At 73.7% G+C, this 26,541-nt stretch carries 20 protein-coding genes and 2 pseudogenes; 6 read left to right on the forward strand and 16 right to left on the reverse strand.

Annotated features, from left to right (window positions below):
• The first annotated feature begins 83 nt into the window (after positions 1–83).
• Positions 84–1,538, forward strand: coding sequence for an NsdA family TPR-like regulatory protein (locus ADL29_RS28695; protein ID WP_046928407.1), 1,455 nt, complete (start codon positions 84–86; stop codon positions 1,536–1,538).
• Between the two features lie 23 nt (positions 1,539–1,561).
• Here ADL29_RS28695 and ADL29_RS28700 read toward each other — a convergent pair whose 3' ends face one another.
• From ADL29_RS28700 to ADL29_RS28710, 3 genes are all read right to left on the reverse strand, one after another.
• Entirely contained in the window at positions 1,562–2,863 is a 1,302-nt protein-coding gene (locus ADL29_RS28700; RefSeq protein ID WP_053926476.1) for an NAD(P)/FAD-dependent oxidoreductase, read from the reverse strand.
• 257 nt (positions 2,864–3,120) lie between these two features.
• Positions 3,121–4,005, reverse strand: coding sequence for a TIGR01777 family oxidoreductase (locus ADL29_RS28705; RefSeq protein WP_053926477.1), 885 nt, complete (start codon positions 4,003–4,005; stop codon positions 3,121–3,123).
• A 74-nt stretch (positions 4,006–4,079) separates the two neighbouring features.
• Positions 4,080–4,598, reverse strand: coding sequence for a DUF4240 domain-containing protein (locus ADL29_RS28710; protein ID WP_046928410.1), 519 nt, complete (start codon positions 4,596–4,598; stop codon positions 4,080–4,082).
• A gap of 209 nt (positions 4,599–4,807) precedes the next feature.
• Here ADL29_RS28710 and ADL29_RS28715 point away from each other — a divergent pair, with 209 nt between their 5' ends.
• A complete protein-coding gene (locus ADL29_RS28715) occupies positions 4,808–6,700 on the forward strand; it encodes a hypothetical protein (protein WP_078971361.1) in 1,893 nt (630 codons plus the stop codon).
• 12 nt (positions 6,701–6,712) lie between these two features.
• Here the strand turns inward: ADL29_RS28715 and ADL29_RS28720 are convergent, their stop codons facing one another.
• Positions 6,713–6,901, reverse strand: a complete 189-nt coding sequence (locus ADL29_RS28720) for a hypothetical protein (protein ID WP_053926479.1) — start codon at positions 6,899–6,901, stop codon at positions 6,713–6,715.
• 170 nt (positions 6,902–7,071) lie between these two features.
• Here ADL29_RS28720 and ADL29_RS28725 point away from each other — a divergent pair, with 170 nt between their 5' ends.
• Positions 7,072–8,019, forward strand: coding sequence for an SDR family oxidoreductase (locus tag ADL29_RS28725; RefSeq protein WP_053926480.1), 948 nt, complete (start codon positions 7,072–7,074; stop codon positions 8,017–8,019).
• A gap of 15 nt (positions 8,020–8,034) precedes the next feature.
• Here the strand turns inward: ADL29_RS28725 and ADL29_RS28730 are convergent, their stop codons facing one another.
• Entirely contained in the window at positions 8,035–9,009 is a 975-nt protein-coding gene (locus ADL29_RS28730) for a helix-turn-helix transcriptional regulator (protein WP_053926481.1), read from the reverse strand.
• Between the two features lie 190 nt (positions 9,010–9,199).
• Here ADL29_RS28730 and ADL29_RS28735 point away from each other — a divergent pair.
• Positions 9,200–10,424, forward strand: a pseudogene (locus ADL29_RS28735) (RNA-guided endonuclease InsQ/TnpB family protein).
• A gap of 427 nt (positions 10,425–10,851) precedes the next feature.
• Here the strand turns inward: ADL29_RS28735 and aceE are convergent.
• The 6 genes and pseudogenes from aceE to ADL29_RS28765 all read right to left on the reverse strand — a co-directional run bounded on the left by aceE (position 10,852) and on the right by ADL29_RS28765 (position 20,395).
• Positions 10,852–13,527 carry a pyruvate dehydrogenase (acetyl-transferring), homodimeric type gene (aceE, locus tag ADL29_RS28740; protein WP_053926482.1) on the reverse strand — a complete coding sequence of 892 codons (2,676 nt, stop codon included), beginning with the start codon at positions 13,525–13,527 and terminating at the stop codon, positions 10,852–10,854.
• Between the two features lie 210 nt (positions 13,528–13,737).
• Complete coding sequence (locus tag ADL29_RS28745; RefSeq protein ID WP_046928415.1) at positions 13,738–14,361, reverse strand: GntR family transcriptional regulator; 624 nt, start codon at positions 14,359–14,361, stop codon at positions 13,738–13,740.
• Positions 14,362–14,515: 154 nt separating this feature from the next.
• Positions 14,516–16,081 (reverse strand): annotated as a pseudogene (gene sucB / locus ADL29_RS28750) (2-oxoglutarate dehydrogenase, E2 component, dihydrolipoamide succinyltransferase); the annotation flags it as partial.
• A gap of 53 nt (positions 16,082–16,134) precedes the next feature.
• Entirely contained in the window at positions 16,135–17,523 is a 1,389-nt protein-coding gene (lpdA, locus tag ADL29_RS28755; RefSeq protein ID WP_046928417.1) for a dihydrolipoyl dehydrogenase, read from the reverse strand.
• Positions 17,524–17,849: 326 nt separating this feature from the next.
• A complete protein-coding gene (locus tag ADL29_RS28760; RefSeq protein WP_053926483.1) occupies positions 17,850–19,382 on the reverse strand; it encodes a leucyl aminopeptidase in 1,533 nt (510 codons plus the stop codon).
• 218 nt (positions 19,383–19,600) lie between these two features.
• Positions 19,601–20,395, reverse strand: coding sequence for an adenosylcobinamide-GDP ribazoletransferase (locus ADL29_RS28765; RefSeq protein WP_053926484.1), 795 nt, complete (start codon positions 20,393–20,395; stop codon positions 19,601–19,603).
• Positions 20,396–20,568: 173 nt separating this feature from the next.
• Here ADL29_RS28765 and ADL29_RS28770 point away from each other — a divergent pair, with 173 nt between their 5' ends.
• Positions 20,569–21,306 (forward strand): hypothetical protein, encoded by a 738-nt coding sequence (locus ADL29_RS28770; protein WP_053926485.1) that lies wholly within the window; start codon positions 20,569–20,571, stop codon positions 21,304–21,306.
• Here ADL29_RS28770 and ADL29_RS44660 read toward each other — a convergent pair.
• The 4 genes from ADL29_RS44660 to ADL29_RS28790 form a co-directional block, all read right to left on the reverse strand.
• Positions 21,281–22,009 carry a hypothetical protein gene (locus ADL29_RS44660; protein ID WP_053926507.1) on the reverse strand — a complete coding sequence of 243 codons (729 nt, stop codon included), beginning with the start codon at positions 22,007–22,009 and terminating at the stop codon, positions 21,281–21,283. The genes ADL29_RS28770 and ADL29_RS44660 overlap by 26 nt on opposite strands.
• Before the next feature lie 348 nt (positions 22,010–22,357).
• Positions 22,358–23,404: a nicotinate-nucleotide--dimethylbenzimidazole phosphoribosyltransferase gene (gene cobT, locus ADL29_RS28780; protein ID WP_053926486.1), complete on the reverse strand. Its 1,047-nt coding sequence runs from the start codon at positions 23,402–23,404 to the stop codon at positions 22,358–22,360.
• Between the two features lie 16 nt (positions 23,405–23,420).
• Complete coding sequence (locus ADL29_RS28785) at positions 23,421–24,074, reverse strand: class I SAM-dependent methyltransferase (RefSeq protein ID WP_245689679.1); 654 nt, start codon at positions 24,072–24,074, stop codon at positions 23,421–23,423.
• 83 nt (positions 24,075–24,157) lie between these two features.
• The gene (locus ADL29_RS28790) at positions 24,158–25,378 is read right to left on the reverse strand and encodes a bifunctional adenosylcobinamide kinase/adenosylcobinamide-phosphate guanylyltransferase (protein ID WP_053926488.1); all 1,221 of its coding nucleotides are present in this window, start codon (positions 25,376–25,378) and stop codon (positions 24,158–24,160) included.
• A 240-nt stretch (positions 25,379–25,618) separates the two neighbouring features.
• On the opposite strand from ADL29_RS28790, the gene ADL29_RS28795 reads away from it, so the two are divergent.
• The gene (locus tag ADL29_RS28795; protein ID WP_053926489.1) at positions 25,619–25,828 is read left to right on the forward strand and encodes a hypothetical protein; all 210 of its coding nucleotides are present in this window, start codon (positions 25,619–25,621) and stop codon (positions 25,826–25,828) included.
• A 76-nt stretch (positions 25,829–25,904) separates the two neighbouring features.
• Here ADL29_RS28795 and ADL29_RS28800 read toward each other — a convergent pair whose 3' ends face one another.
• A complete protein-coding gene (locus ADL29_RS28800; RefSeq protein ID WP_053926490.1) occupies positions 25,905–26,501 on the reverse strand; it encodes a DUF3043 domain-containing protein in 597 nt (198 codons plus the stop codon).
• Positions 26,502–26,541: the final 40 nt, after the last annotated feature.

The following is a 26,541-nucleotide window of genomic DNA, read 5'->3' on the forward strand; positions in this document are numbered from 1 at the left end:
CCACAAGGGCGAAGGAGCGCGTGCCGGTCAGGGTGAGCCGAGCCCGGCGGCCAGGCCCGGAAGGCAGGAGACCGGTAAAGCTGATGACGGAACGACCCCCGCACCACACGCCCAACCGCCAGCTCGCCGCGCTCATCGCGGAGGCGGGGTTCTCCAATGCAGGACTGGCCAGACGGGTGGATCAGCTCGGCATCGAGCACGGCCTCGACCTGCGCTACGACAAGACCTCGGTGACGCGCTGGCTGCGCGGCCAGCAGCCCAGGGGCACCACCCCCGCGCTGATCGCCGAGGTGTTCACCCGGCGGCTGGGGCGCCGGCTCTCGGCCCAGGACCTGGGCCTGGACGCCTGCGCGCCGGTGTACGCCGGGCTCGAATTCGCCGCCGGGCCCGCCGAGGCGGTGGACATCGTCAGCGGCCTGTGGCGCAAGGACTCCGGCAGCCATGCCGAGCTGCGCAAGATCGCCTTCACCCCGGCCGGGCTCGTGGTGCCCAGCCGGGACTGGCTGATCGGCCGCGCCGACGAACGCGTCGCCCGCGGCGACCCCTCCCAGGAGGGCGGCCGGGTGCCCGCCCAGGGCGGCCGCACCTCGGTGCCCCGCCAGCGCCGCACCGACCGCGTCGACCGCACCCCGGGCGCCCGGGTCACCTCCGGTGACATCGCGGCGCTGCGGTCGGTCGGCGAGCTGTTCCGGGCCCTGGACCACGCCTACGGCGGCGGCCACGCCCGCCAGGCCCTGGTGCGCTACCTGGAGCACGAGCTCGAGCCGATGCTGCGCGGCACCTACGGCGAGGCCACCGGCCGCCGCCTCTTCGCGGCCGCCGCCGATCTGACCCGGCTGGCCGGCTGGACCTCGTACGACATCGCCGCGCACGGTCTGGCGCAGCGGTACTTCGTGCAGGCGCTGCGGCTGGCCCAGGCGGCCGGCGACCGGGCGTACGGCTCCTACGTCCTGGTGACGATGAGCCGGCAGGCCGTCTACCTGGGGCACGGCAGGGAGGCCGTCCAGCTGGCGCGGGTCGCCCAGCAGGGGGTCGGCAGCGGTGCGCCGCCCGCCGTGCAGGCCCTGCTGCACTCCGCGGAGGCGCGCGGGCACGGCCTGATGGGCGAGGTCCGGGCGTGCACCTCGGCCCTGGCCCGCGCGGAGCGGGCGCTGGAGGCCGCCCGGCCCGGGGACGAGACCCCGTACTGGGCGCGGTTCTTCGACGAGGCCCAGCTGGCCGACGAGCTGGCGCACTGCCACCGCGACCTCCAGCAGTACCGCGCGGCCTCCCAGCACGCCGAGCGCTCGCTCCAGCTGCGGGCGGCCGGTTTCGCCCGCAGCCGGCTCTTCTGCCGGGTGGTGCTGGCGACTGCCCGGCTGGGCCTGGGCGAGCTCGAGCAGGCCTGCACGCTGGGCGCGGAGGCGGCGCTGCAGGCGTCCGAGATGCGGTCCGTACGCGCCCATGAGTACGTCCGGGACTTCGAGCGCCGCCTCGAGCCGTACCGGGACGCGGCGGCGGTGCGCGGATACCGGGACCGGGTCGCGGCCCTGGGGTGAGCGCCCGCGTCCCCGGAGGCGGTTCAGGCCACCGGGTACAGCGTGCGCGGTTCGACGAGGGCCGGCAGGCCGAAGTCCCGCAGGAGGGCGCGGGCGGCCCGGCGGCCCGAGTGCAGCGCCCCCTGGAGCGTGCCGGTGTCCCGGTGGTCGCCGCACACATACAGCCCCGCCAGCACCCGCACCGGCCGCTGCGGATCGTACGGCGCGGGCATGGCCGGTACCGCGTACGGGTCGTGATGGACGCTCAGCAGCCGCCAGTCGTCGGTCGCCGCGCCGTGGAGCTTCTCCAGCTGCGGCCGGACGGTCTTGTCCAGGACGGACGGGGGCAGCGCGGCGGCGGCGCCGAGCACGGTCGTGGTGATCAGCGAATGGCCGGGCGGTGTACGGGACGGGTCGATGGCCCCGGCGGCGTAGGTGTGCGCCACCGGGCCCTCGGTCGGCAGGATCAGCGCCGTGTCGCGGGACGGCGCGAGGCCGTTGCGCGGGCCGGGGGCGGTGCCCGTGGTGTGGTGCAGCACGGTCATCGGGTGGAAGGCGGGCACCCGCAGCCCCGGCAGCAGTCCGGCCGCCTCGCGCGCCCCGGTGGCCACCAGGACGGCGCGGCAGCGCAGCCGTTCGTGTCCGGCGGTCAGGACCGTGTTGGTCGAGACGGCGGTCGCGCGGACGGACGTTCGGACCGTGCCCCGGGGCAGCCCGGCGGCGAGGAGTGCGGGGACGGCGCTCGCGCCGCCGGCCGGCAGACACAGCCGGCCCTCGGCGAAGTCGCGCAGTACCCGGGCGGCTGCGCGGCTGGAGCCGCGCAGCCGGGGGTCGCAGGTCAGCGCGGCGAGCAGCGGGCGCAGGAAGGCGTCCTGGGGGCGGGGCGGGAAGCCGGGGCGGCCGGTGAGGGCCGCCAGGACGTCAACTGCCGGGCGGTCGGCGGGCGCCGGGCGGGCCGTGCGGTCCCCGTTGCGGTCCGAACGGCGGTCGGCGCGGCGGTCGGCGCGTGAGAGGGCGCGCGCCGCGCACAGTGCGCCCCTTGTGCTCCGGGGCGAGCTGATCCGCTGCGCCCGCTGGCCGTTGTGGAGACACAGACCGGGGGCGAACGGCCGCAGCGCCAGCGCGCCGAGGCCGGGGGTGCGGCGCAGCTCGGCGATGGAGACCGCCAGCGGGCGGCCGCTGCGGTCCAGCCGGAAGCCGTCGAGTTCGTCCGTGGCGGCCCGGCCGCCGATGTCCGGCGCGGCCTCCAGCACGGTGACCGACACTCCGGCGTCGGTGAGATGGCGGGCGGCGGCGAGTCCGGCCGGACCGGCTCCCACTATGACGACGTCCACGGTCGATGCCACGTGCCCTCCCGGGGGGTGTTATCCGGTGGTCTGTCCAAGGACCGTAGGGAGGGGGCGGGGGTGGGCGACAGGGGGCGTCCAGGGGCGCGTCGTTGCGCCCGTGGCGCCGCATCCCACGTTGCCGGGTGCGGCGCCGTTTTTCGTCGGTTGTTCCGGGCCCGCCTTCGGCGGGAGCGGGGTCGGTTTCGGGGTTGGCCGCGGGGTGTGTGGTGGTGGGTGCGGGGCCACCCCTGAGTGGGGAGTTGGGTGGGATGTGGTTACGCGGCTCGTACGGCGTCCATGATGCGGGGGTGGGCGAAGGTGAAGCCGGAGTCCAGGAGGCGTTGGGGGATGATGCGCTGACTGGACAGGACGTCGTCGGCGAACTCGCCCAGGGCGATGCGGAGAACGGGCGCGGGGACCGTGAAGAGGGTGGGGCGGCCGAGGTACTTGCCCATGACCGCGGTCGCCTCGCGGTTGGTGACGGGCTCCGGGGCGGTGAGGTTGACGGGGCCGGTGAGGTCGTCGGTGTCGATGAGATGGCGGAGTGCGGCGATGTGGTCGTGGAGGGAGATGAAGCTCCAGTACTGGCTGCCGTCGCCCAGCCGGCCGCCGAGCCCCAGGCGGAAGACCGGGAAGAGCCGGCCCCAGGCGCCGCCCGAGCGGGCCACCACCAGGCCGGTGCGCGCGAAGACCGTGCGGATACCCGCGTCCTGGGCGGGCCTGGCGGCGGCCTCCCAGTCGACGCAGACGTCCGGGAGGAAGCCCGTACCGGCCGATGCCGTCTCGTCCGTACGCCGGTCGCCGGTGTCGCCGTAGTAGCCGATCGCGCTGCCGCAGACGAAGACCCGGGGCGGGGTGTCCATCGCGGCGAGGGCGGTGGCGACGGCCCGGGTGCCCAGGACCCGGCTGTCGCGGATCTCGCGCTTGTACGACGCCGTCCAGCGGTGGTCGCCGACGCCCGCGCCCGCCAGGTGGACCACGGCCGTACAGCCCGCCAGGCCCGCCGTGTCGACCTCCTGGCTCCGGGGGTCCCAGCGCACTTCGTCGGGGGCCGAGGGCGGGCGCCGGACGAGCCGGACGACGTCGTGTCCGTCCGCCCGGAGGGAGCGCACGAGTGCGCTGCCGATGAGACCGGTCGAGCCGGTGATCGCGATCCGCATGGGGTCATACTGCCCGCCGGGGTGACGCACGGGCGGCACCCGGGGGTGGGGTGTGGCTCCCCGGGGCGTGGCACCTACGCCCGGAAACGGTCCCAGAGCCGGGGGAAGCGCCCGGCCAGGGTGTCGTCGTCGTCGAAGTCGAGGTAGGTGCCGAGCGGTTCGCGGGGCGGCGCGGGCAGGCCGAGGTCGGGCATCACCGTGCCGGTCATCCGCTCGTACGCCTCGTCGGCCGCGTAGCCCAGCTCCTCCGCGTCGCCGTCGACCTCCTCGTCGAAGTCCGCGACGAGCTCGGCGAGGTGGTCCGGGTCGTGCAGCGCGCCCTCGAAGACCTCCCGGCCCTGTCCGATCAGCCAGCAGCGGAAGTAGTCGAAGACGTCGTCGCTGGCGCCGTCCAGCATCACCGCGGCCGCGGCCCACAGGTCCCAGGTGTACGCCCGGTTGTACCGGGACTCGAAGTGGCGGGCGAAGTCCGTGACGGTGTCCGGGTCCAGGCCCATCAGCCGCTCGACCAGGGCGTCCGCCTGCTCCTCGGGGTCGCCCTCGGCGGCCTCGCGGGAGGCGTCGACCAGCTCCCAGAACTCCGTCTCTTCCATCACCGCTCCAGCATCGGCCCTGCCGCCGCGCCGCGCACGCGGAGTCCCCCGGATGCGGACACGGCGCGCGGTGCACTCATCCGGACCGGTGATCCGCGGTGGGCCGCCTGGTCCAGTGACCGTCCCAAGAATCACTCGTTGGAAGGCGTGCAACGAGTGATTCTGCGGCATTTCCCCCCATACGCGAAGGGCTGTTTCAGGCCATGCCCATGGACGAAAGAACTCGGGCCGAAGTCGAGCGGGCGGAGGCGGCCCTCGTCGAGCACTATCCGCGGCTGGTGCGCCTCGGCTACCTCGTCCTGCCGCCGTCGATGGGCCGGCACCGGCGGGTCCTCGCCGCGCACGGCCTGGTCCAGCGGGCGCTGCCCCGGGCCGTCGGGCGCGGCCGGGGCGGCGGCGCCCTGCCGGCCCAGCGCGGCCCGGAGACCGCATCCGGCTACGACCTGGTACGGCTGCGCACCCTGCGGCTGGCGCTGTCGTACGAGCGCCGGCCCGTCCGGCCGCTGCCCGCCGTGCCCTTCGTCTGGGGGCTGCGGCTCTTCCCCCGGGCCGGCGGCGTCGATGAACTCGCCCTGGACCGGGCGCTGTCCGCCGTGCCCGCCCCCGTACGGGCCGCCGTCGGGCTGTGGCATCTGGAGGGGCTCGACCGGGAGTCGGCGCGCGCCGTCCTGGCGGCGGCCGGGGCCGAGGACCCGGGCGCGGCGCAGCGGGCGGCCGGGCAGCTGGACCGGGCCGTCGGGGCGGGCGCCGCGGCGCTGCTGAACTCGGGGGAGTTCGACCCCTGCACGGTGCAGACCCGGCCGACCGACCTGCTGCGCCGCCGCCAGCGGAGGCGGGTGGCGGTGGCCCTCGCGGCCGTCGTGGCGGCCGGCGCCGCGGTGGCCGCACTGGCGGGCGGCGACGGCGCCCGGCCGCGGCACGAGACCGTCGCGCAGCAGGCGCTGGACCCGGCCCGGCTGCTGCGTACCCCCAACGACCAGTGGGCCGACACCTCCCGGGTGGACTTCACCGCCTGGCCGCCGCGCGGCCGGCAGGCCGGCGACCGGGAGCTGCTGGGCCGGGCGCTACGGGTCTGGGCGGCGCCGCCCGACGGCACACGGATCACCGCCTCCGCCGGGACCTCCACCAGGCCGCCGGACCAGCCGCCCCGGCTGCTCTACGCGGGCCTGATCGACAACGTCATGGTGGCCGTCTTCCACGACGGCGACCGCCTGGTGCGCTACGCCGAACCGGAGGACACCACCCCCACGCTGCACTTCGCACGGGTCGACGACGCGGACCTGACGACGGCGGGCGCGCTGGTGATCGGCCGCGGCAACGGCTGGATGCGCTATCTGATCGCGCCCTGGGTGTCGGCCGTCACCACCCGGGACCTGCTGGTACCGGACGCCCCCGAGCGCGGACTGCATCTCGCCCCGGACGGGGTCACCGACCGCATCCCGACGCCGCCCGGGGGCAGCGGCGGCTGCGGGAGCTGGCCGGTGGCCCGGCTGCACACCTCGGCGCGGATCGCCGACCACCCTGCCTTCCTGGTGACGGACCTCAACGATCTCGCCCCCGTCCATCTCACCCAGCTGCCCGCGGTGCCCGGCGCCGGCGGGCCCGGCGAGGTGACCGACGCCCCCGCGCTGCGGAGCTGGGCCCGCACCGCCTGCTCCCTGCGGTCGCTGCGCGGCGCCGGCGTACGGTCCGTCAACAACTGGGCGTACGCCGGGCAGCGCCTCCCGGAGAACGGCGGCAGCGCCACCTGGCTCTGCACCCGCGCCGACACCTGGAGCGGCCCCGGCCGGGTCACCGTGCAGTTCCAGCCACCCGCCGCACACCCGGCGGACCCCGGGCGGATCACCGGACGGGCCCTCAACACCGCCGCCTGCAGCCGTTTCGGGCGACCGGTGGTCGGCCGGATCCACTGGCAGGCGAAGTCGGGGAAGGGGTACGTGCTCGCGGCGGGCAGCCCGGGCGTCGGCGGGATCGACGTCACGGGCGGAGTACGGGCCGGGGGCACGGCGCCCACGCTCGCCGTACCGGCGCCGCCGGGTGCACCGGCCGAGGTGTCGGGGCGGCTGGCGGACGGGGCGAGGGTGCGGGCGGTGGGGTCGTGAGCGGTGCGCCCGCTACCAGAACAGCCACAGCATCATGGCGACGGGTGTCAGGACGCCCGCCGGCCCCGGCACCGGGAGCGCATGGCCGAGGATCTTGACGGCCCGGTTGCGCTGTGCCCGGCAGGCCGCGGAGCAGGTGAGGCAGACGATTCCGAAGGCCGGCAGCATCATGAAGGTCATCCCCAGCGCCCACATGGCCATCCCCTTTTCCCTGGTGGGCGGATTTTCCTGGTGGGCGGAAGGTGATGTGAGGCCGCCCGGGATTCCTGACAGAAGGTGTCGGGATTCGCTGTCAGGGTCGCGAGGTACGCAGCGGCACGGCGGCGTGGCACCGAGGGGTGCGACGGGCGCCCGAGGACGAGGAGTGGCGGATGACGGGACACACGGGACCGGGCGAACGGCCCGCGACGGGGGACCTGACCGGCAAGGTGGCGCTGGTCGCCGGGGCGACGCGGGGCGCCGGGCGGGCGATGGCCGTGGAGCTGGGCCGGGCCGGTGCGCTGGTCTATGTCACCGGGCGGACGACCAGGGACCGGGTCAGCGAGGTCGGCCGGCCCACGGAGACCATCGAGCAGACCGCGGAGCTGGTGACCGCAGCGGGAGGCACCGGGATCGCCGTACCGACGGACCATCTGGAGCCGGCACAGGTCAAAGCCCTGACCGAGCGCATCGACCGGGAACAGGGGCGGCTGGACATCCTGGTCAACAGCGTCTGGGGCGGCGACCATCTGATCCAGTTCGACACCAAGGTGTGGGACCTGGACCTGGCCGGCGGGCTGCGGATGTTCCGGCTCGGCATCGACACCCACATCATCACCAGCCACTTCGCGCTGCCGCTGCTGATCCGGCGGCCCGGCGGGCTGGTGGTCGAGATGACCGACGGCACCGTGGAGTTCAACCGCACCTACCGCGACAGCCTCTGCTTCGACATCACCAAGAACGTCCCGCACCGGATCGCCTTCGGACTGGCCGGCGAACTGAAGGAGTACGGCGGCACGGCGGTCTCGCTCACCCCGGGCTTCCTGCGGTCCGAGGAGATGCTGGACCACTTCGGGGTGACGGAGGAGAAGTGGCGCGACGCGGTGGCCAAGGAGCCGCACTTCGCCATCGCCGAGTCGCCCGCGCTGGTCGCCCGGGGCGTACGGGAGCTGGCCGCCGACCCGGACAAGGCGCGCTGGAGCGGGCAGTCGCTCTCCAGCGGCCGGCTGGCGAAGGAGTACGGCTTCACGGACGCGGACGGATCCCGGCCCGACGCTTTCGGCTACTTCGAAGAGGTGGTGTTCGGCGGGAAGGACGCCACGGCGGCGGACTACCGGTAGACCCGGCGGCCGGGGCTACCCGTACAGCGCGGCGGTCCGGCGGGCGGCCGCCGCGAACCGCTCGCGCAGCCCGGCGGGCGCCAGCACCTCGCCCTCCGGGCCGAGCGCGAGCAGCTGGGAGTAGGCGACGTCGGCGGACTCCACGGCCAGGGTGACGGTCAGCAGCCCGTCCTCATCGGGCCCGCCCGCCGCCTCGGCCCCGGCTATCGCCTCCCGGGCGGCCGCGCGCTCGGTGACGTACGGCAGCTGGAGCACACCGCGCGAGGAGAGCCGGAGCACCACCTCCTCGCGCAGGAGCGAGCGGGCGAACTCCGCCGCCCGCTCGGCCCAGAACGCGGGGAGGTCGAACTCCTCGTCCCGGCGGAAGCGTTCCGCACCGGCTTCGGCGGCGACGAAGCGGTCCACCCGGTAGACCCGGCAGCTTCCGTCCACGCGCGCCGCCAGATACCAGACCCCCGCCTTCAGCACGAGCCCGTACGGCTCCAGCTCCCGCCGCACCTCGGTGTCCTTGCGGGCGTAGCGGACGGTCAGCCGGCGGTCGTCCCAGACCGCGTCGGCGACGGCGGGCAGCAGGGCGGGGGTCTCGGGCTCCTGATACCAGCCGGGGGCGTCGAGATGGAAGCGCTGGGCGGCGCCCGACGCGGCGTCCCGCAGCTCGGGCAGCAGGGCGGCGGAGACCTTGAGGCGGGCGGCGGAGGCGGCGTCGGCGAGGCCCATCTCGCGCAGTGCGCAGGGCACTCCGGACAGGAAGAGCGCCTCCGCCTCGCTGCGGCCCAGGCCGGTGAGGCGGGTGCGGTAGCCGCCGACCAGGCGGTAGCCGCCGGCCCGCCCGCGGTCGGCGTAGACGGGCACACCGGCCTCGGAGAGCGAGAGGACGTCCCGGGCGACCGTGCGCTCGGAGACCTCCAGCTCGCGCGCCAGCTCGCCGGCCGTCATCGACGGCCGCGACTGGAGCAGCAACACCATCTTGATCAGCCGGGCAGCGCGCATGCCTTCATCAGGTCTCCTTCGTGGATACCCCCGGCTTCAGCCGGGGGAGGAAGCGAAGCTCCCGCGGAAGCGGGGCAGGGAAAGCCGATTCGACGACAGGGTGGATCGGCGTACACCAAAACCGCTGGTGAGGGACACCGTACAGAGCATTCGGTCTCAACTGTCAGTCCCCCCAGGTAGGTTCGGATGCATGACGACAGAAGCGACCACGGAGGTGACCGGTCATTGCCGGTACACCTACCGTCTGCGCGTGTCGTCCACGGCCCGCACGGCTCTTGAGGCGGAGTGGGACCGGTTGCGCTGGGTTTGGAATGAGTGCGTCGCCAAGTCCAAGGCTGTCCATGAGCACAACCGGGCGACCGGCGAGAAGGCCACGTGTGGGCCGGTGCAGCTTGCGGCGATGCTGACGGAGGCCCGCGCCCGTACCCCGTGGCTGCGGGAGGGCGCCTGTGTTCCTCAGCAGCAGTTGATACGCGACTTCGGCAAGTCCCGTGCGAAGGCGCTGGGGGACATCAAGGCCCGGTTGCCGATGCGGCAGCGTGCCGGGTTGCCGAAGTTCAAGAAGAAGCGCGAGGCGCTGCCCACCCTCGAATACACCCGGCGTGGCTTCCGCCTCAAAGACGGCCATCTGCACCTCGCGGGCGGGATCGTCATGCGCCCGGTGTGGTCGCGGGAACTGCCCAAGCCCCCGTCCAGCGTGCGCGTGTACCGCGATGCGGTCGGGCACTGGTGGGCGTCGTTCGTCGTGTCCACCGTGACCGAAGAGCTTCCCGCGACCGGCCGTGTGATCGGTATCGACTGGGGCGTGAAGGAGACCGCGACCACCACCAGCGACGCCCACGACCTTGCCCACCCCCGGCACGGCAAGGCGGCGGCGCAGAAACTCGCGAAGTACCAGCGGATGATGGCCCGGCGCCGTCCGGCGAAGGGCCAGGCCGGATCGAAGGGCTACCGCGAAGCGAAGCGCCAGACTGCGAAGCTGCACCGCAAGGTTGCGGCCCAGCGGACCGACGCCGGCCGAAAGTGGGCCAAGCGCGTGGTCCGTGACCACGACGCTTTGGCCGTGGAGGACTTCAAGCCGAAGTTCCTCGCGAAGTCGACCATGGCGAGGAAGGCCGCCGACGCCGCGATCGGCGCGACCAAGGCGGCGCTTGTCGAGATGGCCAGGAAGCACGGCCGGACCGTGCACCTGGTCCACCCCGCGCACACCACGATGGACTGTGCGCAGTGCGGAGCGAGAGCCAAGCACGCACTTCCCCTTTCCGAAAGGACGTATACCTGCACCGCGTGCGGGTTCGTGTCGCCCCGCGACAAGAACTCCGCCCGCGTGATGCTGGTCCGGGCTGGTCTTCAACCCGGCTAGTGCTGATCGTGTAAGACCTGCACCTCCGCTGGGGGCAGGCGACGTGAGCTAGGAATCCCCCTCGTTTACGAGGGGGAGGAGTCAAGATGCCGGGCCCCACTGACAGCGCCCGCGGCCGATGCCGGACGCCCCCACGGACCCGGCCGATGACCAGGCCGACGTCCCGACCGACGGACCAGCGTCCCGATCGACGACCAGGCCAAACGTCCAGACCAACGACTGCACCCGCCCACCCCCCGAAGGGGGGTGGGCGGCGGGGAAACAAGGAAGCGGTGGGCGGCGGGGAAACCAAAGAAGCGGTGGGCGGCGGGAAAAGCGGAACCGGCCCGGCCGAGTCAGGGCATGGCCGGCCGGGCCGGTGGGTTCCCGTGCGGAGGCTCCGGGCGCGGGAAGGTCGCCTCCGCACGGGAGTTGAGGGAGGACCCGGCGAAGGGGCCCTCAGGTGCGGGCGGCCCTCCCGGTGCCGCCCGCCCCGGGTCTCACAGCCCGTACCGCTGCCGGGCCTCCTTGACCGTCTCGGGCTTGACCTCGCCCCGGCGTGCCAGTGCGGCCAGCGTCTGGACGACCACCGACTGCGCGTCCACGCCGAAGTGCCGGCGGGCCGCCTCGCGGGTGTCGGAGAGGCCGAAGCCGTCCGTGCCGATGGAGACCCAGTCCTGCTCGACCCAGGGGGCGATCTGGTCCGGGACGGCCCGCATCCAGTCGCTGACCGCGACGACCGGGCCGGGGGCGCCGGCCAGCGCACGGGTCACGTACGGGATGCGGTCCTCGCCGTCGAGGCGGGCGGCGTCGCACGCGAGGGCGTCGCGGCGCAGCTCGCCCCAGGAGGTCGCGGACCAGACGTCGGCGGCCACGCCCCAGTCGGCGGCCAGCAACTCCTGCGCCTCCAGGGCCCAGTGGATCGCGGTGCCGGAGGCCAGCAGCTGGGTCCGCGGCGTCTCGGAGGTCGCGCCGGCGGCCTCCTTGAAGCGGTAGAGGCCCTTGAGGATGCCCTCCTCGACGCCCTCGGGCATGGCGGGCTGCACTTTGGGCTCGTTGTAGACCGTGAGGTAGTAGAAGACGTTCGAGTCCTCGCCGGGGGCGGTCTCGCCGTACATCCGGCGCAGACCGTCCTTGACGATCACCGCGATCTCGTAGGCGAAGGCCGGGTCGTAGTTGAGCGACGCCGGGTTCGTGGACGCGATCAGGTGCGAGTGGCCGTCGGCGTGCTGCAGGCCCTCACCGGTCAGGGTCGTACGGCCCGCGGTGGCGCCGACGATGAAGCCCTTGCCGAGCTGGTCGGCGAGCTGCCACATCTGGTCGGCGGTGCGCTGCCAGCCGAACATCGAGTAGAAGATGTAGAAGGGGATCATCGGCTCGCCGTGGGTCGCGTACGACGTGGCGGCGGCGATGAAGTCGGCCATGGCGCCGGCCTCGGTGATCCCCTCGTTGAGGATCTGGCCGTCGGTGGCCTCCTTGTAGTACATCAGCTGGTCGCGGTCGACCGGCTCGTACGTCTGGCCCTTCGGCGAGTAGATGCCGGCCGACGGGAACAGCGACTCCATACCGAAGGTACGGGCCTCGTCGGGGACGATCGGCACCCAGCGCCGGCCGGTCTCCTTGTCCCGCATCAGGTCCTTGGCGAGGCGGACGAAGGCCATGGTGGTGGCCATCTCCTGCTTGCCGGAGCCCTTGTGGAGGGCCTTGAAGGCGCGCTCCTCGGGCTGCGGCAGCGCGGCCGAGGCGTGCAGGCGGCGGGCCGGGGCCGGACCGCCGAGCGCGGCGCGGCGCTCCTGGAGGTAGCGGACCTCGGGGGAGTCGGCTCCCGGGTGGCCGTAGGGCACCAGGTCCTCGTCCAGCCTGGAGTCCGGGATGGGAAGGTCGAGCAGGTCGCGCATGGCGCGGAACTCCTTGCCCGAGAGCTTCTTCATCTGGTGGTTGGCGTTCTTGGACTCGAAGCCGGGGCCGAGGGTGTAGCCCTTGACGGTCTGGGCGAGGATCACGGTCGGCGCGCCCTTGAAGCCCACCGCCGCCTTGTACGCCGCGTACACCTTGCGGGCCTCGTGGCCGCCGCGGGAGGTGTGGAAGCACTCGGCGATCTTCGCGTCGGTCAGCACCTTCGCCATCTCGGCGAGGGCCGGCTCGGCGCCGAAGAAGTGCTCGCGGACGTAGGCGACATCGCGGGTGGCGTACGTCTGGAACTGGGCGTCCGGGACCTGGCGCAGCCGGCGGACCAGCGCGCCCGTGGTGTCGAGCTGGAACAGCTCGTCCCAGGCGGAGCCCCACAGCGACTTGACGACGTTCCAGCCGGCCGCGCGGAACTGCGACTCCAGCTCCTGAACGATCTTGAAGTTGGCGCGGACCGGACCGTCGAGGCGCTGCAGGTTGCAGTTGATGACGAAGGTCAGGTTGTCCAGGCCCTCCCGGCCGGCCAGCGCGAGGGCGGCGGTCGACTCGGGCTCGTCCATCTCGCCGTCGCCCAGGAACGCCCAGACGTGCGAGTTGGCGGTGTCCTTGATGCCGCGGCCCTGGAGGTAGCGGTTGAAGCGGGCCTGGTAGATCGCCGACAGCGGGCCGAGGCCCATGGAGACGGTCGGGAACTCCCACAGCCACGGCAGCCGCCGCGGGTGCGGGTAGGAGGGCAGGCCCTTGCCGCCGGACTCCTGGCGGAAGTGGTCGAGGTGGTCCTCGGTGAGGCGGCCGTCGAGGAAGGCGCGGGCGTAGATGCCGGGCGAGGCGTGGCCCTGGATGTAGAGCTGGTCGCCGCTGCCGTCGCCCTCCTTGCCGCGGAAGAAGTGGTTGAAGCCGGTCTCGTACAGCCAGGCCGCGGACGCGAACGTCGCGATATGGCCGCCGACGCCGAACCGCGAGCCGCGCGTCACCATGGCGGCGGCGTTCCAGCGGTTCCAGGCGGTGATCCGGGCCTCCATCGCCGGGTCGCCGGGGAAGGCGGGCTCGGCGGAGGTCGGGATGGTGTTGACGTAGTCCGTCTCCAGGGGCGCGAGCCCGGGGGCACCGTTGTGCTCCAGGGCGCGGCGCATCAGATACGTCGCGCGGTGCGGGCCCGCGGCCCTGGTGACGGCGTCAAGGGATGCGCGCCACTCGGCGGTCTCCTCGGGGTCCCGGTCCGGGAGCTGGTCGAGCTGGCTGTACGGCAGGCGTACGGGTTCGGGCATGGGTGGCCCCTTTCCGGACGGTGGGTGCGGGAGTGCGAGTGGTGCTTGGCAGGCAGGGGTGTCGCGCCCCGACGGAAGACGATACGCCCCTGATCGATGATCGATCAACGCTGCGCGAGGGAGAAACCGCAGGTCGGCACCGCGTGCCGCACAAATCGGCACGCGGTGCCATAGAAAAAACGGGGCCCGAAGGCCCCGTCGGCACGCCCCTCAGACCCTCGGCGCGCAGCTCAGCACATGTGCCTTCAGCAAACCGCCGATTTTGGGATCCCGTCGCCGGAATGCGTCCACGATCTCCTGGTGGTCCTGCGCATGTGACCGGGGCTCCGGGCTGAACCAGCGGATCGACAGCGTCGTCCAGACCTCGATGCCCAGCGACTCCCAGGTGTGCAGCAGCACCGAGTTCCCGGCTGCCCGCACGATCTCCCGGTGGAAGGCCACCGTGTGCCGCACCTGCGCCTCCCCGTCACCCGCCCGGTCCGCCTCCCGCAGCGCCGCCACCTCGCGCTCCAGCGCCGCCGTGTCGTCCGCCAGCCGGCCCGCCGCCAGCTCCGCCGCCACCTGCTCCAGCCCGGCCCGCACCGGGTAGCTCTCCTTGAGGTCGTCGGCGGTCAGGTTCCGCACCCGCACGCCCTTGTTCGGCGCCGACTCGATCAGCTGCAGCGACTCCAGCTCGCGCAGCGCCTCGCGCACCGGCGTCTGGCTGACCTCCAGCTCCACCGCGATCCGGCGCTCCACGATCCGCTCGCCCGGCTGCCAGCGGCCGCTGACGATCCCCTCGAGGATGTGCTCGCGGATCTGCTCGCGGAGCGAATGGACGACGGGCGGGGTCATGACGTGCTCCTTCAGAGCGGGTGGTGACAGGCGGGCGCTGCGGGGGGCTGCGGGGCCATTATCCGGGACGGTGACAGGCAAAGGGGCCGGCCCCGGTTCGTGCTACTCGCTCCCCCCCTCCGCCCCCGTGCCCCTCTCCCCTCCCCCCCCCCCCGCGCTTGACGGTGGCACCGATGCCCAGGATGCCGACCTGGTTCGGGGGCACGATGACCGTGTCGAACAGGGCGCCGCGCGAGCCGGTGTTGGAGATGGTGAAGGTCGCGCCGGACAGCTCGTCCGGGGTGATCTTGTTCGCGCGGACCTTGCCCGCCAGCTCCGCCGTCTTACGGGCGATACCGGCGATGTTGAGGTCGCCCGCGCCCTTGATGACCGGGGTCATCAGGCCCTTCTCCGCGTCCACCGCGATACCGACGTTCTCGGTGTCGAAGTAGGTGATGGTGCCCTCGTCCTCGTTGATCCGGGCGTTGACGACCGGGTGGGCCTTCAGCGCCTGGACGGCGGCCTTGACGAAGAACGGCATCGGGGAGAGCTTGACGCCCTCACGCTGCGCGAAGGCGTCCTTGGCGGCGTTGCGCATCCGCATGATCTTGGTGATGTCCACCTCGACCACGGAGGTCAGCTGCGCCTGGCCGTGCAGCGCCTTCATCATGTTGTCGCCGATGACCTTGCGCATCCGCGGCATCTTGACGGTCTGGCCGCGCAGCGGGGAGACCTCCAGGGCCGGAGCCTTGGACACCGCGGCGGGGGCGGCGGCAGCCGGGGCAGCGGCCTTGGCGGCCTCCGCGGCGGCGACGACGTCCTGCTTGCGGATGCGGCCACCGACACCGGTGCCCTTGACCGCGGCGAGGTTCACGCCGCTCTCCGCGGCGAGCTTGCGCACCAGCGGAGTGACGTACGCGGCCTCTTCACCCGCGGCCGGGGCCGGGGTGACGGGAGCCGGGGCGGCCACCGGAGCAGGCGCCGGCGCGGGGGCCGGAGCAGGTGCGGGGGCCGGGGCCGGAGCGGCGGGCGCCGGAGCCGGGGCGGCAGCGGCCGGAGCCGGGGCCGGTGCGGGGGCCGGGGCCGGGGCCGGAGCGGCGGGGGCCGGAGCCGGGGCGGCGGCCGGGGCCGCGCCCTTCGCACCGATGACGGCGAGCTTGGCGCCGACCTCGGCGGTCTCGTCCTCGGCGACCAGGATCTCCAGCAGGGTGCCGGAGGCCGGCGCCGGGATCTCGGTGTCGACCTTGTCGGTGGAGACCTCGAGCAGCGGCTCGTCCTCCGAGACCTCCTCGCCGACCTCCTTCAGCCAGCGGGTGACGGTGCCCTCGGTGACGCTCTCGCCGAGCGCGGGGAGGACAACGTCGGTGCCCTGGGCGCCACCCGCGGGGGCGGCGGCCGGGGCGGCGGCCGGGGCGGCGGCCGGAGCCGGGGCGGGCTCGGGCTGGGCGGCCGGGGCCTCGGCGGCGGCAGCGGCCGGAGCCGGAGCGGCAGCCGGCACACCGGTGCCGTCGTCGATGAGGGCCAGCTCGGCGCCGACCTCCACCGTCTCGTCCTCGGCCACCTTGATGGAGGCCAGGATGCCGGCGGCCGGTGCCGGGATCTCGGTGTCGACCTTGTCGGTCGACACCTCGAGCAGCGGCTCGTCGGCCTCTACGCGCTCACCCTCGGCCTTCAGCCAGCGGGTGACGGTGCCCTCGGTGACGCTCTCGCCGAGCGCCGGCAGGGTTACGGAAACCGCCATGGTTTCGGTTGCTCCTAACGAATTGCGGGATGTGGTCGCGCCCGGGACTGGGGTCAGTCGTGGGAGTGGAGAGGCTTCCCGGCCAGGGCCAGGTGGGCCTCGCCGAGAGCTTCGTTCTGCGTCGGATGCGCGTGGATGAGCTGCGCAACCTCGGCCGGCAGGGCCTCCCAGTTGTAGACCAGCTGGGCCTCGCCGACCTGCTCGCCCATACGGTCACCGACCATGTGGACGCCGACCACGGCACCGTCCTTGACCTGGACGAGCTTGATCTCGCCCGCGGTCTTGAGGATCTTGCTCTTGCCGTTGCCCGCGAGGTTGTACTTCAGAGCGACGACCTTGTCGGCGCCGTACAGCTCCTTGGCCTTGGCCTCGGTGATGCCCACCGAAGCGACCTCGGGGTGGCAGTACGTCACGCGCGGCACGCCGTCGTAGTCGACCGGGACGACCTTCTGGCCGGCCAGCCGCTCCGCCACCAGCATGCCCTCGGCGAAGCCGACGTGCGCGAGCTGGAGGGTGGGAACGAGGTCACCGACGGCCGAGATGGTCGGCACGTTGGTCTGCATGTACTCGTCGACCAGGACGTAGCCGCGGTCCATGGCGACGCCCTGCTCCTCGTAGCCCAGGCCCGCCGAGACCGGCCCGCGGCCGATCGCGACCAGCAGCACCTCGGCCTCGAAGGTCTTGCCGTCGGCCAGGGTGACCTTGACGCCGTCGGCGGTGTACTCGGCCTTGTCGAAGAAGGTGCCGAGGTTGAACTTGATGCCCCGCTTGCGGAAGGCCCGCTCCAGCAGCTTGGAGCTGTTCTCGTCCTCGACCGGGACGAGGTGCTTGAGGCCCTCGATGACCGTGACGTCGGTGCCGAAGGACTTCCACGCCGAGGCGAACTCGACGCCGATGACGCCGCCGCCCAGGATGATCGCGGACTCGGGGACGCGGTCCAGCGTCAGCGCGTGGTCCGAGGAGATGATGCGGTTGCCGTCGATGTCCAGGCCCGGCAGCGACTTCGGCACGGAGCCGGTCGCCAGCAGGATGTGGCGGCCCTGGATCTGCTGGCCGTTGACCGCGACGGAGGTCGGGGAGGACAGCCGGCCCTCGCCCTCGATGTAGGTCACCTTGCGGGAGGCGACCAGGCCCTGCAGGCCCTTGTACAGGCCGGAGATCACGTCGTCCTTGTACTTGTGGACGGCCGCGATGTCGATGCCCTCGAAGGTGGCCTTGACACCGAACTGGTCGGCCTCACGCGCCTGGTCGGCGATCTCGCCGGCGTGCAGCAGAGCCTTGGTGGGGATGCAGCCGTTGTGCAGGCAGGTGCCGCCGAGCTTGTTCTTCTCGATCAGTGCGACGTCCAGGCCCAGCTGCGCCCCGCGCAGGGCAGCGGCGTAACCACCGCTACCGCCTCCGAGGATCACTAGGTCGAAAACGGTGCTGGCGTCGTTCGCCACGTCACGTCCTCCATGCATGGGTACGCCGGAGCCGGTCTCCGATGACCGGGCGGCGGCTGTGGTTCGGCCGCTTGATGTCGGCCCTGGGTAAGGGGGGCCCTGTCCTGCCGAGAACCCATCTTCGCACTTGTTGAAAGGCGACGGGACGGCGGGCCGGGCTGCGGGGCGGCCGATCAGGGCGCCCCAGGGGGGTTACCGGCGCGTACTCGCGTACGAAGGGCAGGTACGGATTTCGTTGTGGGCGAACGCGTGGCGGATATCACGCCGACGGCCCCGGGCCGTGAGCTCGGGGCCGTGCGGACAAAACAGGCGAGACCGGAAGGGTGTCAGCCGAGGTCGCCGGCGGCGGTCCGCTCCGCCAGCCGCACCAGGGTGCGCACCCCGGAACCCGTACCGCCCTTGGGTGTGTAGCCCCAGGGCGAGCCCTCGTGGAAGGCCGGGCCCGCGATGTCCAGGTGGGCCCACGGGATGCCCTCGCCGATGAACTCCTTCAGGAAGAGCCCGGCGACCAGGCCGCCGCCCATCCGCTCGCCCATGTTGGCGAGGTCGGCGACCGGGGAGTCCATGCCCTTGCGCAGATGGCCGGGCAGCGGCATCGGCCAGGCCTGCTCGCCGGCCTCCTCCGCGATCTCGTGGACCGAGGCGCGGAAGGCGTCGTCGTTCGACATGATCCCGAAGTGCCGGTGGCCCAGCGCCAGCACCATCGCACCGGTGAGGGTGGCCACGTCCACGATCGCGTCCGGGTTCTCCTCCGAGGCGCGGGTCAGCGCATCGGCCAGCACGAGGCGGCCCTCGGCGTCGGTGTTGAGCACCTCGACGGTCTTGCCGCTGTACATGGTCAGCACGTCACCGGGGCGGGTGGCGGAGCCGGAGGGCATGTTCTCGGCGAGCGCCAGCCAGCCGGTGACATTCACCTCCAGGCCCAGCCTGGCGGCGGCCACGACCGCGGCGAACACGGCGGCCGCACCGCTCATGTCGCACTTCATGGTCTCGTTGTGGCCGGCCGGCTTGAGCGAGATGCCGCCCGAGTCGTACGTGATGCCCTTGCCGACCAGGGCGAGGGTCTTGGTGGCCTTGGCGTGCGTGTGCGCGATCCGGACCAGCCGCGGCGGAGCCTCGGAGCCCTGGCCGACGCCCATCAGGCCGCCGTAGCCGCCCTTCTTGAGCGCCTTCTCGTCGAGCACCTCGACCTTGAGGCCGAACTCCTTGGCCGCGGCCTGCGCCTCGGCGGCGAAGGACTTCGGGTCGAGGTCGTTGGAGGGGGTGTTGATCAGGTCGCGGGCGCGGTTGACCTCCGCGGCCAGCGTCTGGGCGCGCTCGGCGGCGGCCTTGAACTCCTTGTCCCGCGGCTTGCCGCCGAGGATCGCGGCCTCGCCGAGCGGCTGGGACTTGGTGTCGTTCTTCTTGCCCTTGCCGTTGCTGCTGCTGCGGTACGCGGTGAAGGAGTACGCGCCGAGCAGCGCACCCTCCGCGATCGCGGCGGCCGCCCCGGCGTCCTCGAGCGGCAGGGCGAAACCGGCCTTCTTGCTGCCGGACAGCGCGCGGGCGGCGCTGCCCGCGGCGCGCCGCAGCGCCTCGCTGTCGTACCCGTCGCCCTTGGCCGGGGCCTCGCCCAGGCCGACCGCCAGCACGACCGGCGCCTTGAGGCCGTCGGCGGCGGGCAGCTTCGTCACCTCGCCCTCGGCACCACTCGCGCCGAGGGTCTCCAGCACGGCGGCGAGCTTGCCGCCGAAGGCCTTGTCCACGGCCTCGGCGCCGGGGGCGACGACGACGCCCTTGGGGCCCTTGGCCACGCCGACGACGACGGCATCCGCACGCACCGTTGCGGCGGAGGAAGTACTGAGGGTCAGTGCAGTCACGGTGATGAGAGTCCTGTTCCGTCCGGGAATCCTTGTGCGCCCTGGGCGCTGCTGCGGCCGAGCCTACGCTCGGCGACGCCGCGAGGCCCGGCCTGTTGCCGCAACGGCCGGTAACGGTGCGTCGGCTGATGGCCCGTTCGGGGGGTGAATCCCGACCCGGCGCGGGGGAGTTGGGGCGGGGGCGGGGCGGCCGGCGGGGCGGACGTCCTGACGGGCTTTCAGCCCAGCGCGAGGGCCACCAGCGCCGCGAGTCCCGCGCTCTCCGCGAGGGCGCCGAACACATCGCCGGTCACCCCGCCGAACCGCCGCCGGCAGTGCCGCAGCAGCAGTTCGCCGGTGCCGAGCCCGAGCAGTGCGGCGAGTGAGGCGTGCAGCGCGCCGTACGGGCCGGACACGGCACCCGCCGCCGCGCACAGGGCGGCCGTCAGCGCGGCGCACCCCAGGGCCGCCCGCGCCGGAACGGTGCCCGCGACCGCCGCGCCCAGCCCCTCCGGCCGGGCCGCCGGCACACCCGTGCGGGAGGCCAGGGTCAGCGCGCACCGGGCGGTGATCCCGGCGACGGCGGCCCCGGCCGCCCCGTACACCCAGCCCGCGGCGTACAGCTCCGCCAGCACGGCCACCTGGGCCAGCAGGGTGAACAGCAGCGTGATGACGCCGAACGGGCCGATGTCGGACTGCTTCATGATGCGCAGCGCGTCCTCGGCGGGCCTGCCGCTGCCCAGGCCGTCGGCGGTGTCGGCGAGGCCGTCCAGGTGGAGGCCGCGGGTGAGCGCGGCGGGTACGGCGGCGGTGGCGACCGCGGCGAGCAGCGGGCCGCCGCCGAGCAGGAGGAGCGCCCCGCCGAGCGCGCCCGCGGCGAGCCCGACGGCCAGCCCGGCCAGCGGCGCGCAGAGCATTCCGCCGCGGGCGGTCTCCCGGTCCCAGCGGGTCACCCGCACCGGGAGCACGGTCAGTGTCCCGAAGGCGAAGCGCAGGGCGTCGGTGGCGGACGGCGGGCCGGGGGAGTCGCTCATCGCGGCAGGCTATCCCGCCCGCCGCACGCCGGGTGCGGCGCAGAATTCCCCGTCAAAGCCCGTAAATTGCCCTTATCCGGCAGCTGTGCGGCGGGTCGTACGGCGGGTCGTACGGCAGGCCTTCCGGCGGCAGGACCGGTGCGGCACGGGCGGGCGAGGAAGGGGAACGCGGGATGGGCCACTGGTGGTACCGCAACATCGTGGAGCCGGGGAAGTTCCCGCTGCTGCTCGCCCTCGCCTCCTTCGTCCTGACCTTCCTGGTCACCCGCGCCATCACCCGGCTCATCCGGGCCGGGAAGGGGCCGTTCCGCAACATCGCGCCCGGCGGGGTGCACGTCCATCACGTCGTGCCGGGTGTGGTCCTGATGGTCGCCGGCGGCTTCATCGCCCTGGCGGGCGGCCGGCGCGGCTTCGGCTCGGGCCTGGCCGCGGTGCTCTTCGGCACGGGAGCCGGCCTCGTCCTGGACGAGTTCGCGCTGATCCTCCACCTGGACGACGTCTACTGGACCGAGGAGGGCACCCAGAGCGTCGAGATCGTCATCCTCACCGCCGCCCTGGTCGCCCTGGTCCTCGCCGGTTTTCTGCCGTTCGGCGTCAACGAACTGAGCCCCGACGAGACCCGGGACCGCTTCCAGGTCGTACGGACCGTGGGCATCAACTTCCTCTTCGCGCTGATCGCCCTCGTCAAGGGCAAGGGCCGGCTCGCCGTCATCGGGGTCTTCGTCCCCTTCGTCGCCCTCTTCGGCGCCGTCCGCCTCGCCCGCCCCAACTCTCCCTGGGCCCGGCGCTTCTACCGCAACCGGCCCAGGGCGCGGGCCCGCGCCACGCTCCGCGCCTACCGCCACGACCGCCGCTGGTCGGCCCTGCGCCGCCGGACCGAGCATTTCATCGGGGGTGCCCCCAGCCGCTGACCCGCTGCGCATCGCGCGGTTTCCCGGGCCGCCACAGCTCCCACGCCCCGCACAGCACCAGCACCGCCAGCACCGCCGCGATGTGCTCCTTGCCCGCCAGGTTGTTCTTGATGAACACCACCTCGAAGACCATCGAGGCCACCACCAGCGCGCAGGTGAGCCAGGCCCGGTAACGCCAGCTCACGAAGATCGCCAGGCCCACCACCGCAGCCGACGGGCCGGTGTCGACGACGTACTTGTCCGCGTCCGGCAGCCCGATGGGCGAGTCCGGTCCGATCCACAGGCCGATCCGCGCGTACATCGTCCCGGCGAGCGTGGCCAGATACGCGACCGCGAACATCTGCCGCCAGCCCACACAGATCTCGGCGAGCCCGAAGACGACCAGGATCTGCACCAGCGCGCCCCACACCGGAAGGTCCAGCGCGGGCACGAACAGCGACAGGGGAGTGCGCAGCAGCGCCACCCAGAGGTGCTCATAGGCCTGGACGGACCCGATGTCCTGGACCGGCCGGTAGCCCCAGGGCTGGTTCTGGACGGTCTGGAGGACCAGGGTCAGACACACCGCGGTGAGCGTCACCGGGATCGCCCGCAGCTTCCTCGCCGCCAGCGCGGACCACCCCGTCCGCAGGAGCGGGCCCCACTCGGCACGCGCGGCGCGACGCAGGACGGACACCCCCCGCCGCCCCTCCCGGGCCTCGGTCATCTGTTGTTCTCCAGGTGCTTGCGGCCGCGTGGTCACGGCGGCCGGGGCGAGGCCGGTGCGCTGTGCACCGGCGCTCTTGTCGACGAGCATGTACCGCACATCCCCCATAGGGCGGTATTTCGCCTCAGCGTGAGCGAGCGATTCGATCGGGCACCACCGGGGGGAGACGGCCGAGCGGTGCGCGCGAGGAGTACGGCACCGGGCCCGCCCAGGTCAGCGCGCCGTCTGTACAGACGGCGCGGAAGGCCGCGGAGTTGAGCGACGCCGAAGTGATCTCGGCCTCTTCCGGGCCGGCCGCGGCCCCAAGGCCCGGCCGCCGCGGCCCCGGGACCGGGGAAAGGGCGCCGCTCAGTCGCGCACCGGAAGCTCCGCCGCCAGGGCCGCGGCCGCCTGCACCAGGGGCAGGGCCAGCAGCGCCCCGGTCCCCTCACCCGCGGTGACGCCGTGGTCGAGCAGCGGGGTGAGCGCGATCCGGTCCAGTGCCTTGGCCTGCGCCGGCTCCCCGGAGGCCTGCCCGGCGAGCCACCAGTCCGGCGCCCGGAACGCCACCCGCTGCGCCACCAGCGCACAGGCCGCCGAGACGACCCCGTCGAGAATCACCGGCGTCCGCCGTACCGCGCTCTGCAGCAGAAACCCGGTGATCGCGGTCAGATCCGCCCCGCCGACCGCCGCCAGCAGCTCCAGCTGGTCCCCGAGCACCGGCCGCGCCCGCCGCAGCGCGTCCCGGACCGCCGCACATTTGCGCATCCACGCCAGATCGTCGATACCGGCCCCGCCGCGTCCGGTGACCACCGAGGCGTCCGTCCCGCACAGCGCCGCGATCAGCGTGCTCGCGGCCGTCGTACCGCCGACGCTCAGATCGCCCAGCACCACCAGGTCGGTCCCGGCGTCCGCCTCCTCATCCGCGACCGCCATCCCGGCCCGGAACGCGGCCTGAGCCTCCTCGGCCGTCAGCGCGTCCTCGGTATCGATCCGCCCGGAGCCGCGCCGCACCCGGTGGCGGGTGACCTCCTCCGGCAGCTCCCCGGGGTCGCAGTCCACGGCCAGGTCGACGACCCGCAGCTGCGCCCCGGCGGCCCGCGCCAGTACGGCGGCCGGGCTCGACCCGTCCAGCACGGCCCGTACGAGGTCCCGGGTGCCGCCCGCCGGCCGGGCCGAAACACCCAGCTCCGCCACCCCGTGATCGCCCGCGAAGAGCACCGCGCGCGGCCGCTCGACGGGCCGCACCGGCACCTGCCGCTGCGCGGCCGCCAGCCACGCGCCCAGCTCGTCGAGCCGGCCGAGCGCCCCCGGCGGCACGGCCAGCCGCGCCCGCCGCTCCTCGGCGTCACGGCGCGCACCGCCGTCGGGGCGCTCGATCAGATGGGCGAAGTCGTCGAGGTTCAGGGCGCTCATTCGGCGCAGATTACCGTCAAGCCGGTGATGACGAGGCACGGTGCCGGGAACGGGCATCGGCGAACCGCACCTCGCACACCATCGGCGTCAGCCGGCCCCACCGGCGCGGCCGGAGCACCGGCACCTCCCGCACCGCCGCGATCGCCGGATGCACCCCCGCCACCCGGGGCAGCTGGGTCCGGTCCAGACCCCAGCGCGGCGGGCCGGGCGGCCGGGCGCCGGCGAGTGCGGCACCGCGCCGGACGAGCGCCGCCACCCCGCGCGGCAGGGCGTCGAAGACCAGCGCCCCGTCGGGGAACCGCTCCGCACAGGCCGCCAGCAGCGCCCGCACCACCGCCGGTGACAGCCGCATCAGGACGCCGGGCGCCGTGACGATGACCCCGAGATCCGGGTCCCGTACCGCGTCCAGCCACCCGTGATCGGCGGCCGCGCGGGCGACCGTACGCCGCCGGGGACCGTCCGGGAGCAGTATCCGGCGCACCGCCGCGGTGTCCGGGGGCTGCACCGTCAGCCAGGTCAGCCGTCCGTTGTCCAGCCGCCAGAAGTCGGTGCCCAGGCCCTCGCCGAGCGCGACCACCGTCGCCTGCGGGTGCCGCGCCACATAGGCCCGTACGACGGCGTCGAAAACGCCCCGCGCGCGCCCGGATCCGTCCACGCCCCAAGAGGTCACGCCCCAAGAGCACCCGCCGCCGGGCCCGCTGGCAAGCGGACACGGGCCGGGCGGGACGGCGTCATCCGCGCAGCCGCCGGCTGTCAGCCGCGCAGCGCAAGCGCCTGCCCGGCCACCACCAGCAGCACCTGTTCGCACTCCGCCCCGAACGCGGCGTTCAGCCGCCCCAGTTCGTCCCGGAAACGACGGCCCGCGGCGGTCGCCGGCACGACCCCGGAACCCACCTCGTTGCTGACCGCCACCACCGGACGCCGCGTCGCCCGCACCGCCGCGACCAGCTCGTCGACCCGCTCCCGCAGCGCCCGGCGCCCGCTCGCCTCCCACGTCCCGTCGTCCCACGCCCCGGCCTCGTCCATCGCATGCGTCAGCCACAGCGCCAGACAGTCGATGAGCAGCGGCGCGGCCGCCTTGTCCGCCAGCAGCGGCAGCAGATCGCAGGTCTCCACGGTGCGCCAGCTCGCCGGCCGCCGCTCACGGTGCAGCGAGATCCGCTCCGCCCACTCCGTATCGCCCTCCCGGGTGCCCCCGGTGGCCACGTACAGCACGTCCGGGAAGGAGGCCAGCCGCCGCTCCGCCTCCGCCGACTTCCCGCTGCGCGCCCCGCCCAGCACCAGCGTGCGGCGCGGCAGATCCGGCACCGCGTGGTACTCGCCGACCACCAGCGTCCTGCCGTCCGGCACGGTCCGCGCCCCCGCCGCCGCCAGCCTGCGGTGCAGCTCGGGCCCGGGCGGCGCACCGTGGTCGATGTGCACGGCGATCACATCCGTCGCCGCGTCCACCGCGCCGGTCGCCCGCAGCCGCGCCAGTCCGTCCGGCCGCTCGAGGGCGTCCAGGAGCACCATGTCGTACGGGACGACGGCCCCGCTGTTCCCGTGTCCGTTGTCCAGCCCGGCCGGCGCCCCGCCCGGCGGCAGATACAGCAGCCGCTCGCCCTCGGTCCCGGTGATCTCGTACCCCGTACCGGGGATGTCCACGGCGAGGGCCTTCACCCGGTGCCCGTCCAGCAGCGCCAGCTCCCGCCCGTCCGCGACCCGGCCCGGCGTCGGCAGCCCGGCCGGCACCTCCAGCGCGGGCCCGTCGTGCGGATGGGAGAGCAGCACCTGCCGCACCCCGGCCAGCGAGGTGCCCGCGCGGGCCGCCGCGAAGGCCGGGCCCGGTGTCAGGTCGATGAGCAGCGCGCCGTCGATGAGCAGCGCGGTGGCCGCCCGCGCCTCGTCGCCCACGGCGGCCGCGCAGGCGGCACAGGGGCAGTCGGGGCGCGGCAGTCCCTGGGGGGCCCCGGTGCCGAGGAGAGTCAGTTCCACCCGGCGATTTTCTCCCGTCCGGGCGCGCGAAGCGCGCGGGGGGACTTCCCGACACGCGGCCGGGGCCTGTCCGGCGGATCATGGCCGGGCCCGCACCGGACGCCCGGCCCTTTCCGGCCCTGAACCGCCGGTCAGGCCCTAGGCTGCGGATCAGCACGGAAGCATGACCGGGCGGGGCGTGCGCAAGGGGCGTTCCGCCGTGGCAGCAGACAGGTACCCGGTGGCACCCAGGAGGCGCACATGGCGTGGACGTGGCGGTTCGAGAAGGCGGACGGTACGGAGACGGCGCCCGCCGTGGAACCGGAGGAGTTCCCCACGCAGGGCGACGCGGAGTCCTGGATCGGCGAGGTGTGGAAAGAGCTGAGCGAAGGCGGCGCGGACCGGGTCACGCTCTTCGAGGACGGCACCGAGATCTACGTCATGAGCCTGCACGCCGACGCCGAGAGCTGAACCGGGGCGGCTGCGGCACACGAACGCTGGGCCGGGTCCCAAGGACCCGGCCCAGCCGTCGTACAGAGCTCGTCCCCTACGGCCGCTGACCCCGCTTGACCTGCGGCTTCGGCAGCCGCAGCCGCCGCACCTGCAGGGTGCGCATCACCGCGTACGCCTTGGCGCCCTTGAGGTTCTCGTTCGGGAACCGCTCCGGCAGGAGCTTGCCCAGGCGGAACCAGATGACGACCGAGTCCAGCACGATCAGCACGATGATCACGAGCCAGGCCAGTAGCGCGATGGTCTGGATCTGCGGCACCCGGATCATGGTGAGCACCAGGATGAGCACCGCGGCGGGCAGGAAGAACTCCGCCACGCACCAGCGCGAGTCGATGTAGTCACGGGCGAACCGGCGCACCGGTCCCTTGTCGCGCACCGGCAGATAGCGCTCATCGCCGTTGGCCAGGGCCTCGCGCTGGCGGGCCAGGTCCGCACGCCGGGCCTCACGCTGCGCCTTCACCGCGTCCTTGCGGTTGGCGGGCGTCGTCGCACGGGTCCGGCGCTGCGACTGGGCGTCGCTGCGTTTCGGCGTCGGGCGGCCTTTGGGGGCCTGCGGGTCGCGGGGCTGCTGGGGCTGGTCCGCGGTCGACTTGGCGGTCGCGGCCTGCTGATCCTTCGAACGGCTTCGGAACACAGTGCCAGGGTACGTGCTGACCGCGTGTGGGCCAGAGGTG

The organism is Streptomyces chattanoogensis, from assembly GCF_001294335.1.
GTDB classification, from domain to species: domain Bacteria; phylum Actinomycetota; class Actinomycetes; order Streptomycetales; family Streptomycetaceae; genus Streptomyces; species Streptomyces chattanoogensis.

Excerpts from the sequence above, each read along its gene's own strand:
- cobT (WP_053926486.1), bottom strand. The coding sequence starts at position 23,404 with ATGAGCGCCCTGAACCTCGACGACTTCGCCCATCTGATCGAGCGCCCC.
- ADL29_RS28720 (WP_053926479.1), bottom strand. The coding sequence starts at position 6,901 with ATGGCCATGTGGGCGCTGGGGATGACCTTCATGATGCTGCCGGCCTTC.
- ADL29_RS28765 (WP_053926484.1), bottom strand. The coding sequence starts at position 20,395 with ATGAGCGACTCCCCCGGCCCGCCGTCCGCCACCGACGCCCTGCGCTTC.
- ADL29_RS28715 (WP_078971361.1), top strand. The coding sequence starts at position 4,808 with ATGGACGAAAGAACTCGGGCCGAAGTCGAGCGGGCGGAGGCGGCCCTC.
- ADL29_RS28795 (WP_053926489.1), top strand. The coding sequence starts at position 25,619 with ATGGCGTGGACGTGGCGGTTCGAGAAGGCGGACGGTACGGAGACGGCG.
- ADL29_RS28730 (WP_053926481.1), bottom strand. The coding sequence starts at position 9,009 with ATGCGCGCTGCCCGGCTGATCAAGATGGTGTTGCTGCTCCAGTCGCGG.
- ADL29_RS28695 (WP_046928407.1), top strand. The coding sequence starts at position 84 with ATGACGGAACGACCCCCGCACCACACGCCCAACCGCCAGCTCGCCGCG.
- ADL29_RS44660 (WP_053926507.1), bottom strand. The coding sequence starts at position 22,009 with ATGACCGAGGCCCGGGAGGGGCGGCGGGGGGTGTCCGTCCTGCGTCGC.
- ADL29_RS28770 (WP_053926485.1), top strand. The coding sequence starts at position 20,569 with ATGGGCCACTGGTGGTACCGCAACATCGTGGAGCCGGGGAAGTTCCCG.
- ADL29_RS28725 (WP_053926480.1), top strand. The coding sequence starts at position 7,072 with ATGACGGGACACACGGGACCGGGCGAACGGCCCGCGACGGGGGACCTG.
- ADL29_RS28710 (WP_046928410.1), bottom strand. The coding sequence starts at position 4,598 with ATGGAAGAGACGGAGTTCTGGGAGCTGGTCGACGCCTCCCGCGAGGCC.
- ADL29_RS28745 (WP_046928415.1), bottom strand. The coding sequence starts at position 14,361 with ATGACCCCGCCCGTCGTCCATTCGCTCCGCGAGCAGATCCGCGAGCAC.
- ADL29_RS28705 (WP_053926477.1), bottom strand. The coding sequence starts at position 4,005 with ATGCGGATCGCGATCACCGGCTCGACCGGTCTCATCGGCAGCGCACTC.
- aceE (WP_053926482.1), bottom strand. The coding sequence starts at position 13,527 with ATGCCCGAACCCGTACGCCTGCCGTACAGCCAGCTCGACCAGCTCCCG.